Annotated in this window: 13 protein-coding genes and 6 tRNA genes; 14 read left to right on the plus strand and 5 right to left on the minus strand. The window is 69.0% G+C overall.

What is annotated here, in order from left to right; all coding sequences use genetic code 11:
- Positions 1–18 precede the first annotated feature (18 nt).
- Positions 19–549 (minus strand): hypothetical protein, encoded by a 531-nt coding sequence (locus ACZ6I3_RS18525; RefSeq protein WP_469415756.1) that lies wholly within the window; start codon positions 547–549, stop codon positions 19–21.
- Between the two features lie 87 nt (positions 550–636).
- Positions 637–987 (minus strand): metallopeptidase family protein, encoded by a 351-nt coding sequence (locus ACZ6I3_RS18530; protein WP_184593542.1) that lies wholly within the window; start codon positions 985–987, stop codon positions 637–639.
- An 83-nt stretch (positions 988–1070) separates the two neighbouring features.
- On the opposite strand from ACZ6I3_RS18530, the gene ACZ6I3_RS18535 reads away from it, so the two are divergent.
- From ACZ6I3_RS18535 to ACZ6I3_RS18575, 9 genes are all read left to right on the plus strand, one after another.
- A complete protein-coding gene (locus tag ACZ6I3_RS18535; RefSeq protein WP_469415758.1) occupies positions 1071–2654 on the plus strand; it encodes a metallophosphoesterase family protein in 1584 nt (527 codons plus the stop codon).
- Positions 2655–2734: 80 nt separating this feature from the next.
- Positions 2735–2807, plus strand: a tRNA-Glu gene (locus ACZ6I3_RS18540).
- A gap of 43 nt (positions 2808–2850) precedes the next feature.
- Positions 2851–2925: transfer RNA gene (locus ACZ6I3_RS18545), tRNA-Asp, on the plus strand.
- 27 nt (positions 2926–2952) lie between these two features.
- Positions 2953–3029 (plus strand) — tRNA-Phe (locus ACZ6I3_RS18550).
- A gap of 421 nt (positions 3030–3450) precedes the next feature.
- On the plus strand, positions 3451–4359 hold the full coding sequence (locus ACZ6I3_RS18555; protein ID WP_469415759.1) for a DNA-processing protein DprA: 909 nt from the start codon (positions 3451–3453) through the stop codon (positions 4357–4359).
- On the plus strand, positions 4356–5162 hold the full coding sequence (locus tag ACZ6I3_RS18560; protein WP_469415760.1) for a hypothetical protein: 807 nt from the start codon (positions 4356–4358) through the stop codon (positions 5160–5162). The genes ACZ6I3_RS18555 and ACZ6I3_RS18560 overlap by 4 nt, the downstream gene beginning before the upstream one ends.
- A gap of 349 nt (positions 5163–5511) precedes the next feature.
- The gene (locus ACZ6I3_RS18565) at positions 5512–6519 is read left to right on the plus strand and encodes a hypothetical protein (RefSeq protein ID WP_469415762.1); all 1008 of its coding nucleotides are present in this window, start codon (positions 5512–5514) and stop codon (positions 6517–6519) included.
- Positions 6520–6871: 352 nt separating this feature from the next.
- Positions 6872–6946: transfer RNA gene (locus ACZ6I3_RS18570), tRNA-Asp, on the plus strand.
- 24 nt (positions 6947–6970) lie between these two features.
- A tRNA-Phe gene (locus tag ACZ6I3_RS18575) sits at positions 6971–7044 on the plus strand.
- Between the two features lie 67 nt (positions 7045–7111).
- On the opposite strand, the gene ACZ6I3_RS18580 is transcribed toward ACZ6I3_RS18575, so the two are convergent.
- A complete protein-coding gene (locus ACZ6I3_RS18580) occupies positions 7112–8587 on the minus strand; it encodes an FAD-dependent monooxygenase (RefSeq protein WP_469415763.1) in 1476 nt (491 codons plus the stop codon).
- A gap of 170 nt (positions 8588–8757) precedes the next feature.
- Between ACZ6I3_RS18580 and hrpA the strand changes: the two genes are divergently transcribed.
- The 3 genes from hrpA (at position 8758) to ACZ6I3_RS18595 (ending at position 13326) form a co-directional block, all read left to right on the plus strand.
- Complete coding sequence (hrpA, locus tag ACZ6I3_RS18585; protein ID WP_469415764.1) at positions 8758–12726, plus strand: ATP-dependent RNA helicase HrpA; 3969 nt, start codon at positions 8758–8760, stop codon at positions 12724–12726.
- 94 nt (positions 12727–12820) lie between these two features.
- A tRNA-Asp gene (locus ACZ6I3_RS18590) sits at positions 12821–12895 on the plus strand.
- Between the two features lie 221 nt (positions 12896–13116).
- Complete coding sequence (locus ACZ6I3_RS18595; protein ID WP_469415765.1) at positions 13117–13326, plus strand: DUF6274 family protein; 210 nt, start codon at positions 13117–13119, stop codon at positions 13324–13326.
- A gap of 380 nt (positions 13327–13706) precedes the next feature.
- On the opposite strand, the gene bldC is transcribed toward ACZ6I3_RS18595, so the two are convergent.
- Both bldC and ACZ6I3_RS18605 read right to left on the minus strand, forming a co-directional pair.
- Complete coding sequence (bldC, locus tag ACZ6I3_RS18600; RefSeq protein WP_003949541.1) at positions 13707–13913, minus strand: developmental transcriptional regulator BldC; 207 nt, start codon at positions 13911–13913, stop codon at positions 13707–13709.
- 599 nt (positions 13914–14512) lie between these two features.
- Positions 14513–15358 carry a DUF8083 family protein gene (locus ACZ6I3_RS18605; protein WP_469415767.1) on the minus strand — a complete coding sequence of 282 codons (846 nt, stop codon included), beginning with the start codon at positions 15356–15358 and terminating at the stop codon, positions 14513–14515.
- Positions 15359–15581: 223 nt separating this feature from the next.
- On the opposite strand from ACZ6I3_RS18605, the gene ACZ6I3_RS18610 reads away from it, so the two are divergent.
- Together ACZ6I3_RS18610 and ACZ6I3_RS18615 are read left to right on the plus strand one after the other, a co-directional pair.
- A complete protein-coding gene (locus ACZ6I3_RS18610; protein ID WP_469415768.1) occupies positions 15582–16685 on the plus strand; it encodes a Leu/Phe/Val dehydrogenase in 1104 nt (367 codons plus the stop codon).
- Between the two features lie 322 nt (positions 16686–17007).
- Complete coding sequence (locus ACZ6I3_RS18615) at positions 17008–17262, plus strand: DUF3073 domain-containing protein (protein WP_184593562.1); 255 nt, start codon at positions 17008–17010, stop codon at positions 17260–17262.
- Positions 17263–17332: the final 70 nt, after the last annotated feature.

Below are 17332 nucleotides of genomic sequence, written 5' to 3' on the forward strand. Positions count from 1 at the left end.
GGTTCACAGCGGGGGGGGCTACGCCGGTGCCCCCGCCTCGGGTGCCGGCTCCCGCTGGGCGAGCTGCGGCCCCGGCGGCTCGGGCGTCGGCTCCGGCGAGGTCGTCGGCTCCTGCGAGGCCGGCGGCTCGGGCGGTGTCGGCGTGGGCTCCGGTTCGGCCGTCCGGGTGGGAGTGGCCGGCGCCGGCGGCTTCGGCGTCGGCTTGGCCGGCTGCCCCGGCTTGGCGCCTCCCGGCGCGGGCGCGCTCACCGCGGCGGACGGCGAAGCCTCGGCAGACGCCGACTCCCGGGGCTTGCCGCGCTCGCCCTTCGCGCCCTTCTTCCCCTTGCCGCGCCCGTGCTTGCCGTCGGCCGCCGCCGCGCCGACGCCGGAGCCGCCGCCCGGCCCCGCCGACCCGCCGTCGGGCGCCTCCCCCGCGCGCTGCCCCGCGGAATGCGAGGGCTTGGCGCTCCCGCCCGCGCCGTCTTCGCCGACGCTCATGCAGCCGGCGGCGGCGGCGACGGCCACGACCGTGGCGGCCAGGCGGACGGGTACGTACAAGGGGCGCACGGGGCCACCTCCGGGAAGGGTGATGGAGTCAACACCCTCAACTCCCGCCGCCCGCAAGAGGACACGCGCCCCGCGTTCACATCACGCTCAGCCGTAGCCCAGGGCGTGAAGGCGCTCGTCGTCGATGCCGAAGTGGTGGGCGATCTCGTGCACCACGGTGACCTCCGTCTCCGCGACGACGTCCTCCCGTGACTCGCACATCCGCAGGGTCGGGTTCCGGTAGATCGTGATCCGGTCGGGCAGCACACCGGCGTACCACTCCCCCCGGTCGGTCAGCGGAGTCCCCTCGTAGAGCCCGAGCAGCTCGGGATCGTCCGCGGGCGGTTCGTCCTCGACGAACACCGCGACGTTGTCCATCAGTCGCGTCAGCTCCGGCGGGATCCGGTCGAGCGCCTCGGCGACCAGTTCCTCGAACTCCTCGCGCGTCATCTCCAGCACAGGCCCATTGTCGGCCACGACCCGGCCGTACGAGAGCCATCCGGCGTCGCATATCCGCCCCGGGACTTGGGCATACGGGATCAATGGCCCGCGTCCCCGCCGCAGTCCGGAGTGTCCTGAACCCGATCCGCAAGCCCCCGCGCGCTCTGGCCCGCCGCTATCGCTCCCGCCAGGCGCCCACCACGATCGAGCTCGTAAGGCAGCCGCACCCGTGGGCCCGCGCGGTCGGACTCGTCGCCGTCGTCCTCCTCGGCGCCTGGCTGGGGCTGCTGGTCGTGGGCAACGTCCGGGTCCCGGTCGGCCCGATGAACACCACCATGACTTTGCGCCCCTCCTTCACCGGCGGCACCAAGATCAACGTCTCGCCGCTGGGCGCCCTGGCGCTGGACAGCCACAACGCCCCCGTCCGCCTCGACGTGAACGTCGACCAGCTCGACCCTGATCGCTCCCAGGCCTTGGTCGACCACCCCGAACGGCTCTCCGGCCTCCAGGACGAGGTCGCCGAGGACGTCGGCCGCGGCACCCTCGACCTGGCCGTCCGATCGAGCGTCGCCGTCGTCGCGGGCGCCACCGCCCTCGGCCTCGCGGTCTACCGCCGCCCCCGCCGCGCCCTGGCCGCCGGCGGCCTCGCCCTCACCCTCCTCGCCGCCTCGGGCGGCACGGCCTACGCCACCTGGCGCCCCGACTCGGTCCTGGAACCCAAGTTCTCCGGCCTGCTCACCTCGGCCCCCTCCCTGGTCGGCAACGCGCGCAGCATCGTCACCGAATTCGACGTCTACCAGAAGGAATTGGCCCGCCTGGTCACCAACGTGACCAAGCTCTACGACGCCACCTCGACGCTCCCGGCCTACGCGCCCGACCCCTCCACCATCCGGGTCCTGCACGTCTCCGACATCCACCTCAACCCGGCGAGCTGGAAGATCATCGCCTCGCTCGTGGAGCAGTACAAGGTGGACGTGATCGTCGACTCGGGCGACACCATGGACCACGGAACGGCGGCCGAGAACGGCTTCCTGGACCCCATCGAGGACCTCGGCGCCCCCTACGTCTGGGTCCGCGGCAACCACGACTCGATGCTCACCCAGCAGTATCTGAAGGACCTGAAGAACGTCCATGTCCTGGACAACGGCCGGGCGAAGACGATCAAGGGCCTGCGGTTCGCGGGCATCGGCGATCCGCAGTACACGCCGGACCGCTCGAAGCAGATCGGCGCCGCCCAGTCCCAGGAGCTGGCGGGCGCCCGGCTGGCCACGGCCCTGCGCGACCAGCGCACGGCCGGCACCCCGGTGGACGTCGCCGTCGCCCACGAACCGGCGGCGGCCCGCGAGGTCGACGGTGCGGTCCCCCTCGTCCTGGCCGGTCACCTCCACCACGACGAGACGGAGGTCATGAAGTACGGCACCCGACTGCGCATCGAGGGCTCCACCGGCGGCAGCGGCCTGCGCGCCATCGAGGGCAAGCATCCGGACCCCATCGAGGCGTCGATCCTGTACTTCGACCGGGACTCGCGCCTGCTCCAGGCCTGGGACGAGATCGAACTGGGCGGCCTCGGCCTCACGACGGCCGAGGTCAGCCGCCATCTGCCGGAGGAGAACCAGCCCGGCGCGAACCCGTCACCGAGCCCCTCGAACACCCCCACGGAGGGCACCCCGTCCGCCTCCCCCTAAACCGTTTTGGCGATAGGTCCCGGCATCCCATATGCTTCTCACGTCCCCGACGCGCTGAGAAGCGCGCAGGCGGGCCGATAGCCCTCATCGTCTAGCGGCCTAGGACGCCGCCCTTTCAAGGCGGTAGCACGGGTTCGAATCCCGTTGGGGGCACGCAAAACCTTACGTACACGGATTCGTTCGCATACGTAAATATGGTCCTGTGGAGCAGTTTGGAGTGCTCGCCACCCTGTCAAGGTGGAGGCCGCGGGTTCAAATCCCGTCAGGACCGCTTGCAGATCACCTTGGTGAACTGCGTGGCTGGGTAGCTCAGTTGGTACGAGCGATCGCCTGAAAAGCGATAGGTCGCCGGTTCGATCCCGGCCCCAGCCACCAGAGTGAGATCGTCCCGGGCAGCATTCCGTCCGGGACGTTTTCGTTGTGTGCCTCAGCAAAAAATGACCTGATAGCAATTCGGCCCTAGAGACTTCCGGTGCTGACACGTCAGCGCCGTCTGCCGTGGTTCCGGGCTGCCGAACCACTCCCGCTCCCGCGCAGAACCCGTGCTCCTCCAGAGCGCGACACATGCCGACCCGTCAGGCACACAGCAGGGTGACAGTGCACGCGGTACAAGGATCCCCTAGGCGCCCGGCCAGGCCACATGCCTCCTTGGCCTCACCGGATGAACACTTCGGTTCTGGGGTGATCGGTGGGTGACCGGCTGATCGTCACGTCCCACCGCATCCCGGCTGGGTGTCTCGGGCCGACCGAGCGATAGGCCGTGGCGTTATCACTGGCGGGCAGTATCGTCGTGGGTATGCAGGAGCGCTGGGGGGATGAGCGGGCGGCGATGGTCGTGCTGCTCCGGCGAGCCCGCACGGAGAAGCAGGAGCGGGAGACCGTGGCGCAGGTGATGGACGCCGGCAGCGCCTGGCGGCTTCTGAGCGAGGAACAGCCTTCACTGTTCGGCGGCACCGCTGACGAGGATTTGCCTGCTGCCCGTGCCGAGCTGGAACGCTGGGCGGCGCAAGGCATCGGGGTGCACGTGCTGACCGAGCCGGACTACCCGCACCAGCTGAGCAGCGCCTTTGATGCACCCGGGCTGGTCTTCACCCGCGGTGCAGTACGGCCTGACGATGCAGGGGTGGCGGTGGTCGGCTCGCGCAGCGCCTCGCCGCAGGCCCTCGCTGATGCTGCCGTCATCGCGCGCGGCCTTGTCGCGCGGGGTTTGAGCGTGGTGTCCGGGCTTGCGTCGGGGATCGACACGGCGGCGACGGTGGCTGCGCTGGAGGCAGGCGGTCGGGCGGTCGGTGTGATTGGCACCGGCGTCTACCACGCCTATCCGCCGGAGAATCTCGCCCTGCACCGCCAGGTCGTCTCCTCAGGTCTGGTGCTCTCCCCGTTCTGGCCGGGCACCCCGCCGTCCAAGACGACCTTTCCGCGTCGGAACGGCACGATGTCGGCGTACTGCCTGGCCACGGTGATCGTGGCGGCTGGTCCGCGGAGCGGCACCCGTATTCAGGCTCGCAAGGCCGTCGAGCACGGCCGTCCGGTGATCTTGCTGCGCTCCGTCCTCGACGGGAACGACTGGGCGCGTGAGCTGCTCGACCGCCCGGACGTCCATGTCGCTGACGATGTGGACGGCGTTCTGGGCCTGCTGGACGACATCGTGCGCCGTCCCCTGGACGTCGACCGTCTGCTGCGGGATCTCGTCGATCTGCCGTGACAACCGATCCGAGGGGTGGGCAGGGTGCGCGCGCCACCGAGATCATCTCCCGCACCCGGTTCGTCGATCACTTTCTGGCCCCGGTCCGATCCGGCCGCGGCATCTGCGAGGTGTGCGCCGAACCCCAAGCGGGCGGTGGCCTGCGGTGCGCCACCTGCTCGGCCCACAGCCGACAAGCAGCGGCGCTCAGGACGCAGGCGGCGGACCGCGTCGTCTTCGCCGCGTACTCGGTCGCGGGCCGCCAGTCCGACTGGGACATGCACCGCTACAAGGCCGCTTCGCCCGGTCCGACGAATCCGTCGTGGATGCGGGTGGCAGGGTTGGCCGCGCATTTCGGTCTGATGCACCGTGCTTGCCTGGACGCCGGGCACCTGGGTCCGATCGACGCTTTCGCGGCGGTGCCCTCGCTCAGTGGCCGGCCGTCGCCGCACCCGATTGAAGCCCTCGTGAGCTATTTACTGCCGGGTGTCCCTGCCGTCCCGCTGTCTGCGTCGACTGTGGAGCGGGGAGATCGTGATCAGCGGAGGGCGTTCCGGCCCGACTACTTCGCCGTGAGCCACGGCGGCGTGGTCCGTGGTTGTCATGTCGTGCTCTTCGACGACACCTGGGTGACTGGCAGCCACTTCCAATCCGCCGCAGCGGCTCTGCGACAGGCCGGCGCACTGCACGTGACGGGGCTGGTCCTCGCTCGCCGCCTGCGTCCGGAATGGGGTGCGAACGAAGCCTTCATCACCGAGCATCTCGCCCGTCCGTACGACGTCACGGTTTGCCCGGTAGGTGAGCACGTGGCGCAGGAGGGATGACGCACATCGTCTTCGCGGGGTGCACGTACGCCATCGGCGTTGAGGACCGGCTCAGGTCCGGAAAAGGCTCTTTCGGTCCGAGAGAACGCTGGTTCGAGAGCCTTCTTGCCGCGCACACGTGCACGCAGGATGGACTCTGCGGATTCGGTGAGGTGCTGCCTCAGGGATTGTCGCGGGTGGCGTGGTGTGGATAACCTGCCCGGGAGCAAGGAGTTCGGGATAGGACCTGAACCACCGCTGATCTCTTCGAGGCATGGAGCGTCGGAACGCGCCCTCGCCACCGCCTCTTTCCGTGTTCGCTTCCGTTGCCGCCGGGATGCCAGCGCTCCGGCGGCCGAAAGGCGTCTGCATGACTATCTACTGTCAACACACGAATCGCGGGAAGACGCAGATCCTGGCGGTCTACCAGCGTGAGGACGACGCTGTGTCGTCCACCGTGACGAGCCTGGGCTCTGCAGGGCTTGCGGCACCGATCGTCGACGCGCTCAATCGGATCTCCGCCCTTGCCACAGTCCCCCTGGGCCTCTTTGACGAGCGAGGTAGGCGAGCGGCTCGATATCCCACCGATCATCTGGCGGCGCTCACCGACCGGGCGGCGCGTGCTGAGCTCCTTAGCGGAGCGCACAGTCTCTGGTACGAGTGGGTCTGCTGGGACCTTCACCAGGCACTGGCCGACCTGGACGATGCGATCGCGGCCGTACCCGCACCGATCCGGAACGCGATCGAGGCGGAGCTGGAGACAGAGGAACGTGAGCTGCGGGATGCGCTCGCCGAGTACTCGGAGGCAGTCCCTGTGCCTGAACAGAACCAGCGTTCCTGGGATTCCGGATTCCCGTTCGTTCCGTACAACGGCGGTATGCACCTCCTGACGCGTGAAGCGCGGAAGGAATTGGACCGTCTTGAGGAAGGCGTCACCCCCGAGAAGCGGGAGGCGGCTGTTTCGGACTTGCGACTGCTGGTCACCGCCTTCGACCAGTGGTCGGCCGCGCAGGTGGACGACGGTATGTTCTCGCTTGAGTACCCCGAGATCTTTGCCGAACCGTACGACGCGGATCACCACTTTCTGACGGTCTCCGCACCGGATCTCAGTGATGAGGGCATGGACGCCTGGCACGTCGATGTGTGCCGGTGGGTGCCCGATGATCCTGAGGAGAATGGGGGTGAGGAGTACAGCAGTGCCACCGGTGAACACCTCCTCAGGTGCGTGCTGCCCGCGCCTCCGACTGCCGAAGAGGTAACCGGGTTGCTGTCCAGGGTCTCTGCGGAGCCGGGAGTACTCAAGGAATGGGCTCAGACGGCTGTGGGGAGCCCGCTGGAGGGGACGACCTTGGTCGTCACCTCATGCCCGGCCGAATGAGTCTTGGAGCAGTCCGCGCGGGGGCAGCCTTCGCTGTGTCAGCTGGGCAGTGTCGTTGAGGGCGGCCGACGGGCGGACCTACACCCGGGACCTGTACAAGCTGCCCCGCCCTGAACCGGAGAACAGCCCCGCCTGACCTGCTTGCATTGCGCGTGCAATTGCGCCGATGCCCGTGCTGGCATGTCAGCACGGGCATCGGGGTCGAGCCGGACCAAGCCGGATTCAGAGAGATGGAAACGGGGGTGTTCATCCCGGTTCTGCTGCAGAATCGCAGGTCAGGAGGATAACGACTTCGGGTTCGAATCCCGTTGGGGGCACGCACCACCCTGTGCGACACTGTCGTACGACGCTTGGTCCTGTGGAGCAGTTTGGAGTGCTCGCCACCCTGTCAAGGTGGAGGCCGCGGGTTCAAATCCCGTCAGGACCGCTGAGGTTTCACGTGAAACCTCGTGGCTGGGTAGCTCAGTTGGTACGAGCGTCCGCCTGAAAAGCGGAAGGTCGCCGGTTCGACCCCGGCCCCAGCCACCGCAGCCCGTTCAGGGCATGAGCCCCTCTCCGTAGTGATCGGAGAGGGGCTCAGTCATGTTGTGGTTCACGTCGATGCCGCGTCCTGCCGAGGGCCGAGCCATGTGGTCAGGGCAGTCAGCAGCGCGTCGTGGTCGTGGTCGTCCGCGGCCCAGGCTATGTAGCCGTCCGGGCGGACCAGCAGGACGGCCGGGGCCTTGGAACCGGCGGCCGGGGCGACGGTGATCGTCCGGTCCTCCCAGCCCGTCACCTCGGGGAACCGGCTGACGAGCACGAAACGGCAGGCGCGCAGGGCCTCGTACAGCCGCGTCGCGGAGCCGGTGCCGGTGCTCTGGGCGAGTTCCAGGTCGGGAGCGCGGCGGCCGGTGCTGGGGTGGGTGCCGGAGGGGGCCGGGTAGGAGATGGCGATACCCGTCGCCTTGGCCGCCAGGCGGTCGGCGACCGGAGGGATCGCGGCGGCGGCGCGCGAGAGCAGGTTCATGGCGGTGCTCGGCACGGGCGAATGGATCAGCGCCAGCCGCATCATCCTGCCGCTGTCCCGGATCACTTCCCGGCCGATCGGGTGCCGCTCGGCCTGATACCCGTCGAGCAGTCCCTCCGGCGCCCAGCCACGCACGACCGCCGCCAGCCGCCAGGCGAGATTGGCGGCGTCCTGCAGACCGGTGTTCATGCCCTGCCCGCCCGCCGGAGAGTGCACATGCGCGGCGTCGCCCGCGAGCAGTACCCGCCCGAGCCGGTACCGCGGCACCTGGCGCTCGTCGGTCTGGAACCGGGACAGCCAGCGCGGATCGTGCATGCCGTAGTCGGTCCCGAGGGCCTTGCGGGTGATGGTCCGCACCTCCTCCAGATCGAGAGGAGCCTCGACCGGCTGCTGCCTGTCGCGGTCCCAGGCGACGACCCGGTGCCAGCCGTCGCCCAGCGGGGAGACGAAGGCGATCCCCTCGCGGACCGCGTTCGCCACCGGCATCGCCTGCGGCACGGTCAGCCGGACGTCGGCGAGCATCACCGAGCGCAGGGCGGCCCGGCCGGGGAACGGGAACCCCAGTGCCCGGCGCACGACGCTGTTCATGCCGTCAGCGCCGACCAGGTAAGCGGCACGCCGCGCCCCCGAGGTGCCGTCGGCCCGGCGCACGGTCACGGTCACACCGTCGGCGTCCTGCTCGACGCCGGTGACCTCCGCCCCGGCCACCACCTCGGCACCGAGCGACTCGGCACGTTTCGCCAGCACCGCCTCGGTCGCGTACTGCGGGGTCAGCAGCATGTAGGGGAATCTGCTCGGCAGCCGCCTCAGATCGAGCTGCGCGTCCCCGATCATCTGGAGCTTGCCGATCCGGACACCGCCGGCGACGAGTTCGTCGGCGATGCCCCGGGCGTCCAGCAGTTCGAGCGTCCGGGCGTGGACCGCGAAGGCGCGGGTCAGTCGCGACCTCTCGGTGCGGCGCTCGAGCACGGTGACGGAGACACCCACCGCGGCGAGGTCTCCGGCGAGCATCAGACCGGTGGGACCGGCACCCACGATCAGGACTTCGGTGGCTTCGGGCATGGGACGGGAGGCCCTCCTCGTGAGCGGCTGCCGTACGACCTCACCGCCATGCAATCGCCGCCCGAACGAGAAACGGTCAAACCTCACTCCGTGCCGCGGGGAGCGGACCGCGGGCCGCTGGACAAAACCGTTCGCCACGGATTTCCCGGGGATGAGATCCTGGATCCCGTATGTCTACGCACTCCGCCCCCGCCCTCGGCGCCCTCGCCCCCCGCCTGACCGAGCTGTCCCTGCGCGACGCGCACCGGCTCGGCCGCAGGCTCGAAGGTGCGCGCAAGATCCGTAAGCCGGAGGCCCAGGCCGCCGTGCTCGCCGAGATCGAGGCGGAGGTCGCCAAGGCCGAGGAGCGGATGGCCGGGCGGCGCGCCCGCGTGCCCGAGGTCACGTATCCCGAGCAGCTGCCGGTCAGCCAGAAGAAGGACACGATCGCCGACGCCATCCGCGACCACCAGGTCGTGATCGTCGCCGGTGAGACCGGTTCCGGGAAGACCACGCAGATCCCGAAGATCTGCATGGAGCTCGGGCGGGGCGTACGCGGCATGATCGGGCACACCCAGCCCCGTCGTATCGCCGCCCGCACCGTCGCCGAGCGGGTGGCGGACGAGCTGGACACCCCGCTCGGCGAGGCCGTCGGCTGGAAGGTCCGGTTCACCGACCAGGTCGACCCGGAGGCCACCTTCGTCAAGCTGATGACGGACGGCATCCTGCTCGCCGAGATCCAGACCGACCGCGAGCTGCGCGCCTACGACACGATCATCATCGACGAGGCCCACGAGCGGTCCCTCAACATCGACTTCCTGCTGGGCTATCTCGCCCAGCTGCTGCCGAAGCGCCCCGACCTCAAGGTCGTCATCACCTCGGCCACCATTGACCCCGAGCGCTTCTCCCGGCACTTCGGCGACGCCCCGATCATCGAGGTCAGCGGCCGTACGTACCCCGTGGAGGTGCGCTACCGGCCGCTCCTCGAAGAGGACTCCGACGACGCCGACCGCGACCAGATCACCGCGATCACCGACGCCGTGGAGGAGCTCCAGAAGGAGGGCAAGGGCGACATCCTCGTCTTCCTCTCCGGCGAGCGGGAGATCCGGGACACGGCCGACGCGCTCACGAAGAAGCAGTACAGATTCACCGAGATCCTGCCTCTCTACGCCCGGCTGTCGCACGCGGAGCAGCACCGTGTCTTCCAGCCGCACACCGGACGCAGGATCGTGCTGGCGACCAACGTCGCCGAGACCTCCCTCACCGTCCCGGGCATCAAGTACGTCATCGACCCGGGCTTCGCGCGGATCTCCCGCTACAGCCACCGCACCAAGGTCCAGCGCCTGCCCATCGAGCCGGTCTCCCAGGCCAGCGCCAACCAGCGCAAGGGCCGCTGCGGCCGTACGTCCGACGGCATCTGCATCCGCCTCTACGGCGAGGACGACTTCGAGGCCCGCCCGGAGTTCACGGACGCGGAGATCCTCCGTACGAACCTCGCCTCCGTCATCCTGCAGATGACCGCGGCCGGCCTCGGCGACATCGAGAAGTTCCCCTTCATCGACCCGCCGGACCACCGCAACATCCGCGACGGCGTGCAGCTCCTCCAGGAGCTCGGCGCCTTCGACCCGGCCCAGAAGGACATCCGCAAGCGGCTCACAGAGACCGGCCGCAAGCTCGCCCAGCTGCCGGTCGACCCGCGGCTGGCCCGCATGGTGCTGGAAGCCGACCGGAACGGCTGTGTCCGCGAGGTCATGGTCATAGCCGCCGCACTGTCCATCCAGGATCCGCGCGAGCGGCCCGCCGACAAACAGGCGCAGGCCGACCAGCAGCACGCCCGCTTCAAGGACGAGACCAGCGACTTCCTGGCCTATCTCAACCTCTGGCGCCACATCCGCGAGCAGCAGAAGGAGCGGGGCTCGTCCTCCTTCCGCCGGATGTGCAAGCAGGAGTACCTCAACTTCCTTCGCATCCGCGAATGGCAGGACATCTACAGCCAGTTGCGCACGGTCGCGAAGCAGATGGGCATCCACCTCAACGAGGAGGACGCCCCGGACGACCGCATCCATGTCTCCCTCCTCGCGGGCCTGCTCTCCCACGTCGGCATGAAGGACGTGAAGGAGACCGGCGGCGAGGGCGGGAGAAGCACGGGCAAGAACGAGTACCTGGGCGCCCGCAACGCCAAGTTCGCCGTCTTCCCCGGCTCGGCCCTCTTCAAGAAGCCCCCGCGCTTCGTGATGTCCGCCGAACTCGTCGAGACGTCCCGCCTCTGGGCCCGCGTCAACGCGAAGATCGAGCCCGAGTGGGTCGAACCTCTCGCCGCCCACCTCCTCAAGCGCACCTACAGCGAGCCGCACTGGGAGAAGGACCAGGCCGCGGTGATGGCGTACGAGAAGGTCACGCTGTACGGCGTACCGATCGTGGCGCAGCGGAAGGTCAACTACGGCCGGATCGACCCGGAGGCCAGCCGCGAGCTGTTCATCCGGAACGCGCTCGTCGAGGGCGACTGGCGCACGCACCACAAGTTCTTCTCGGACAACCGCCGGCTCCTCACCGAGGTGGAGGAGCTGGAGCACCGGGCCCGGCGCCGGGACATCCTCGTCGACGACGAGACGCTGTTCGACTTCTACGACCAGAAGATCCCCGAACACGTCGTCTCCGGCGCCCACTTCGACTCCTGGTGGAAGCACAAGCGGCACGAGCAGTCCGACTTCCTCGACTTCGAGCGCGAGATGCTCATCAACGAGAAGGCGAGCGAGGTCAGCAAGGCGGACTACCCGGACTCCTGGCGCCAGGGGAACCTCAAGTTCCGGGTGACCTACCAGTTCGAGCCGGGCGCAGACGCCGACGGCGTGACCGTCCACATCCCGCTCCAGGTCCTCAACCAGGTCACGGACGAGGGCTTCGACTGGCAGATCCCGGGCCTGCGCGAGGAGGTCGTGACGGAGCTGATCCGGTCCCTGCCGAAGCCGATCCGCCGCCACTACGTCCCCGCGCCGAACCACGCGCAGGCGTTCCTGGACACCGCCGTCCCGCTCCAGGAACCCCTCACGACGACGATGGCCCGCGAGCTGCGGCGCAAGGTCGGCGTGCCCTTCGAGGCGGACGACTTCGACTGGGCCAAGGTCCCCGACCACCTCAAGGTCACGTTCCGGATCGTCGACGAGCGGCGTCGCAAGCTGGCGGAGGACAAGGACCTGGAGGCGCTGAAGCTGCAGTTGCGGCCGAAGGCCCGCAAGGCCCTCTCCCAGGCCGCGGCGGCCACCGCGGAACGCCAGGGCGGCGAGTCCCTGGAGCGCAAGGGCCTCACCGACTGGACCATCGGCACGCTCACCCGCGTCTTTGAGACCCGGCGGGCCGGCCAGCCGGTGAAGGCGTATCCCGCGCTGGTCGACGACGGCGACACGGTCTCCGTGCGCCTCTTCGACACGGAGGCGGAGCAGGCGCAGGCCATGTGGAAGGGCACGCGCCGCCTGATCCTGCGCAACATCCCGGTGAACCCGGCGAAGTTCGCCTCCGAGAAGCTGACGAACGCGCAGAAGCTGGCGCTGTCCGCGAACCCGCACGGCTCCATCCAGGGCCTGTTCGACGACTGCGCGATGGCGGCCGCCGACAAGCTGATCGGGGACTTCGGCGGGCCGGCGTGGGACGAGGAGTCGTACCGGAAGCTGTACGACAAGGTCCGCGCGGAGATCGTCGACACCACGGTCCGTACGGTGGGCCAGGTGCAGCAGGTCCTGGCCGCCTGGCAGGCCTGCGAGCGCCGCCTGAAGGGCGTACGCAGCCCCGCGCTGCTGCCGAACCTCCAGGACGTACGGGGGCAACTGGACGCCCTCGTGAAGCCGGGCTTCGTGACGGAGGCGGGGCTGCGGCGCCAGCCGGACCTGATGCGCTATCTGGTGGCGGTGGACCGGCGGCTGCAGCAGATGCCGGCGAACGTCCAGCGGGACACGACGCGGATGCAGAAGGTCCACGAGATGCAGGACGAGTACGCCTGGCTGCTGGAGCAGATGCCGCAGGGCCGGCCGGTGCCGTCGTCGGTCCTGGACATCCGCTGGATGATCGAGGAGCTCCGGGTCAGCTACTTCGCCCATGCGCTGGGCACGGCGTACCCCGTCTCCGACAAGCGGATCGTCAAGGCGATCGACGCGGCTGTCCCGTAATCGCCCGTGCGCGTGGGGTGAGTTCGCGTACGGGCCCACCCCTCCTGTACAGTCTCTTCTCGCAGCGCAACGCACAAATAGCGCCGCGAAACCTGGTCCTGTGGAGCAGTTTGGAGTGCTCGCCACCCTGTCAAGGTGGAGGCCGCGGGTTCAAATCCCGTCAGGACCGCAGTGAAGTGAGCAGGGCTCGCATCCCGCAAGGGACGCGAGCCCTTTCTCATACGCGTCAAGGCCGCGGGGACAAGCCCGGATCTTCGGATCCGGGCTCTTTTGTGTGTCCTGACCTCCGTAGGAGCCTCCAGGGCTCCCCCGCGCCGTCTTGACGGCCCCTCATTCGCTCGGTACCCAGAAACCAGGGCCGTTCCCCGTGCGGCCCTCTGGAGGTGGCGTATGGCGGCATCGGTCAGGCACGAGACGCGGGCCCTGCTCCGCGCGCACCTGTCGGCCGCATCGTCGTACCGGCACCTCACGCGGCACTGCCCGATCTGCCACCGGCTGCTGCGGCTGGCGATGGAGTCCGCTCCGGGCCGGCCTCAACACCCGTCCGAGCGCGGGGCGCTGGAGCCGAAGACTCCACTACCGCACGCGCGTCAGGGCTAACAAGCCGATTGGTATGTGACGGGTGTCACCGCATGAGTTTTGGAAAGTGCGGTACTTACACCCCACCTACAACAGGTCAATTTAATATGTGCAATTGCACCCTGCCCGGGGCGCCGCGCGCAGGAGATCCGACACCCCTCCTCAGACTCCGACAAGGCCGCTCACAGCAGGCCCGGAAGACCGACGGTCGGCGCACAAAAAAGATCGCGCTGGACCCGGCGGAGTCCAACGCGATCTACGACGCACCCTGTTACATGCCTGCGAAGCTCTGACTGGCTTGGGCGTGGAGCCTGTTGGGGCAGGACCCGCGTCGCTTGGAGCTAGGGTTCCGGACGCCGCGGCCAGTGGGGGACCAGCCGGTTTGTCCGGTATTCAATTGTTCAGGCCTCGCTGCGCTGCTGCGGAATGCCCGCGAGCAGAGCGCGGACCTCAGCCTCGCGGTAGCGCCGATGCCCGCCGAGCGTGCGGATCGACGTGAGCTTGCCGGCCTTCGCCCACCGCGTGACCGTCTTCGGGTCCACACGGAACATGGTGGCGACCTCAGCCGGGGTCAGCAGCGGCTCGGCATCAGGGGTGCGAGCGGTCATGAGCGGCCTCCTCGGGAGAACCGAACCTTCTCGGTTCTTTCCTCTAAATTCTGCACCTTGACCCGCGTTGCCCGAAATGGCGGACGCGAGTCGAGTCGGTTATAGGACGAACGGCTTGTCCTCGGCACTACAACTACACCATCCGTCCAGCCTCGTCGGCCAAACCGATGGAATTGCCCCTCCAGGTGTTCATCAGCGACGGAAGCCGATGGACCATGCCATAGCGGACAGTCACGCCGCTGTGACGATCAGTCACAGCGGCGATCAGGAGTCACGAGACCCCCCAAAGCGTGTAATGCTGAGATTCCGCCCATAGTGCAGCACTACGGGACGGAAGGAGCCCCCCGGACTCCTTGTCCTATTTTGGCATGAGGAGGGGCAAGGGGCGCAAGAGCCCCGTACGTGTAGTCCGTCACGCTTGGCCCACTTGAGAGGTACGCCCGGATCGGGTTCTACGTCCCTTGTTGACGAAGCTTCAGGGAACGCACAGTCCGCTTCAGGAACTCGATGCGAGAGGACAAAACCTCAAATCGGGCGGTTCGTCAAACGTCAGTTCGTGATCGACCGCGAGCCGTCCGTAGGGATCACAAGGTCAGAGGTCAGTTGGCCGACCGCAGATCCCGCACGGAACGCCACCGCTCCACCAGCCGCCCGTACGCCGCCCCCGCGGCCGTCCCGTCGCCCCGGCGCAGCGCGGCGATCCCCTCGGCCACGTCCGCCGCCGAGTGGTCGTCCTCCAGCGCCCCGGCCGGCACGGCGTGCACCAGCCCGCCGTAGTCCAGCTCCACGAGCGAGCGCGGGTGGAACTCCTCCAGCCAGCGTCCGACGTCCACCAGTCCGTCGATCAGCGGCCCCTCGTCCATGGCCTCCTTCAGGGCCCGCAGGCCCCGGGCCACGCGCCGCCGGGCCTGGACCATCGGCGTGCGGTAGCGCAGCACGGGCGGGCTGTCGACGCTGTCGCCCTTGTCGTACTCGCGCTCCTCGTCGGAGACCAGCACGAACCAGTTGATCGGCACCTGCCAGGTCGCCGTACGGATCCACGGCCGGGCGTCCGGGTTGATCGCGAGCCAGCGCTCGTAGTCCTGGGTGGCCTGGTTCCGCAGGAAGGGCGGCAGGACCACGTCCAGGACGGGCTGCGGGAGCTCCTCGGAGAGCTCGTCCAGGGCCTGCCAGCCGCGCAGCCGGGTGCGCCAGGGGCAGACGCAGACGACGCCGTCGACATCGAGGACGAAGGCGTCCTCGCTCTCGTGCACCGGCACCGGGACCGGCGGGGTGGGCGCCAAGTCGGCCAGGGCTCGACGGAGTTCGTCCTGGTACGAAGGGCGGTCCGTCCGGCGCGCGTAGCGGGCCCAGTGGCTGCGCTCCGGCTCGGCGAAGGCGGCCAGCGGTTCGTACACGCGCAGATAGGTCGCGTAGGGGACGATCACCGAGGACACCTTGGGCACGCCTGCTCCCTCCCCCGCGCTCCGTCGCGAAAACCTGCCGAACCCACTCACGAACGCACGGGAAGACTATGCAAATCGTCGCACGGGCGTACTCCGCACGGAGGGGATCCTGTGCACGGTGCCGCCGACGGGCGCACCAGGCCCTAATCTCATGCTCAACAGCTTCCGCCACCCACACGGGAGCCCAGCCCCACCCGCCGCAACTTACTCAGGAGTCACCACAGTGACCGACGTAGCCGGCGCGCCTGCTGATGTACTGCACACCCTGTTCCACTCGGACCAGGGGGGTCATGAGCAAGTCGTGCTCTGCCAGGACCGCGCGAGCGGCCTCAAGGCCGTCATCGCCCTCCACTCCACCGCCCTGGGCCCCGCGCTCGGCGGTACGCGCTTCTACCCGTACGCGACCGAGGCGGACGCCGTCGCCGACGCGCTCAACCTCGCGCGCGGGATGTCGTACAAGAACGCCATGGCCGGTCTCGACCACGGCGGCGGCAAGGCCGTGATCATCGGCGACCCGGAGCGGATCAAGAGCGAGGAGCTGCTCCTCGCCTACGGCCGCTTCGTGGCCTCCCTCGGCGGCCGCTACGTCACCGCCTGCGACGTCGGTACGTATGTCGCCGACATGGACGTCGTGGCCCGCGAGTGCCGCTGGACCACCGGCCGCTCCCCCGAGAACGGCGGCGCCGGGGACTCCTCCGTCCTCACCGCCTACGGCGTCTACCAGGGCATGCGCGCCTCCGCCCAGCACCTGTGGGGCGACCCCACGCTGCGCGCGAGGCGGGTCGGCATCGCCGGCGTCGGCAAGGTCGGCCACCACCTGGTGGAGCACCTGGTGAAGGAGGGCGCCGAGGTCTTCGTCACGGACGTGCGCGAGGACGCCGTGCGGCGGATCACCGAGCGGCACCGGGACGTGATCGCCGTCAAGGACACCGCCGAGCTGATCCGGGTCGACGGGCTGGGCATCTACGCCCCCTGCGCGCTGGGCGGCGCCCTGAACGACGACACCGTGCCCGTGCTCACCGCCGAGGTGGTCTGCGGCGCGGCCAACAACCAGCTCGCCCACCCGGGTGTGGAGAAGGACCTCGCCGACCGCGGGATCCTCTACGCGCCGGACTACGTGGTGAACGCCGGCGGTGTCATCCAGGTGGCCGACGAGCTGCACGGCTTCGACTTCGAGCGGTGCAAGGCGCAGGCGGCGAAGATCTACGACACGACGCTGGCCATATTCGCACGTGCGAAGGAGGACGGCATTCCGCCGGCCGCCGCGGCCGACCGGATCGCCGAGCAGCGGATGCACGACGCGGCCATGGCGCGCCGGGCGCGCTGAACCGGAGACGGCTACGGGACTGACCCGGGAGGGTCTCGTACGTTTGGCCGGTACCCGTCGGTGGGCAGTTAGAGAGAACTCTCACTTCTACCGGCGGGTCGACCGCCGATAAGTGGTTAAAATCGCGGTTGACCAGCGAGGACGGGGCGCCTCGAGGGTCCTGGGCGCGGGCACGTCATGCGGGCGACGTACCGTATGGGCGCGGGCTCAGGTACCGTGGAAGCCCTACGGACACGGTCTCTCTGCGGAGAGTCCGTGCCGGACCATGAACGCGTGTCAAGACTCTGGGGCCGTCGAGCCCCGTCGTTGAGGGGGTCGAGCCATGGGGCGCGGCCGGGCCAAGGCCAAGCAGACGAAGGTCGCCCGCCAGCTGAAGTACAACAGCGGTGGGACTGACCTCTCACGCCTGGCCGAGGAGCTGGGTGCATCGCCTTCACATCCGCAGCCGCCTAACGGCGAGCCGGTGGTCGAGGACGATGATCAGGATGAGGACCTGTACGCACGGTACGCCGACCTCTATGAGGACGACGACGAAGATGAGGACGACCAGTCCTCACAACACCGTCGCGGCGCTTGACCCTGCACTGAACACTCACCCGGTCGGTGACTCCGGTCACCGGCCGGGTTCTGTGCTGCCCGCAGGGTCA

Source organism: Streptomyces sp. NPDC041940, from assembly GCF_055589465.1.

What these genes read in the sequence shown, in the direction of transcription:
- ACZ6I3_RS18535 (WP_469415758.1), top strand. Translation starts at nt 1,071, where the DNA reads ATGGCCCGCGTCCCCGCCGCAGTCCGGAGTGTCCTGAACCCGATCCGC.
- ACZ6I3_RS18555 (WP_469415759.1), top strand. Translation starts at nt 3,451, where the DNA reads ATGCAGGAGCGCTGGGGGGATGAGCGGGCGGCGATGGTCGTGCTGCTC.
- ACZ6I3_RS18565 (WP_469415762.1), top strand. Translation starts at nt 5,512, where the DNA reads ATGACTATCTACTGTCAACACACGAATCGCGGGAAGACGCAGATCCTG.
- ACZ6I3_RS18580 (WP_469415763.1), bottom strand. Translation starts at nt 8,587, where the DNA reads ATGCCCGAAGCCACCGAAGTCCTGATCGTGGGTGCCGGTCCCACCGGT.
- hrpA (WP_469415764.1), top strand. Translation starts at nt 8,758, where the DNA reads ATGTCTACGCACTCCGCCCCCGCCCTCGGCGCCCTCGCCCCCCGCCTG.
- ACZ6I3_RS18595 (WP_469415765.1), top strand. Translation starts at nt 13,117, where the DNA reads ATGGCGGCATCGGTCAGGCACGAGACGCGGGCCCTGCTCCGCGCGCAC.
- bldC (WP_003949541.1), bottom strand. Translation starts at nt 13,913, where the DNA reads ATGACCGCTCGCACCCCTGATGCCGAGCCGCTGCTGACCCCGGCTGAG.
- ACZ6I3_RS18615 (WP_184593562.1), top strand. Translation starts at nt 17,008, where the DNA reads ATGGGGCGCGGCCGGGCCAAGGCCAAGCAGACGAAGGTCGCCCGCCAG.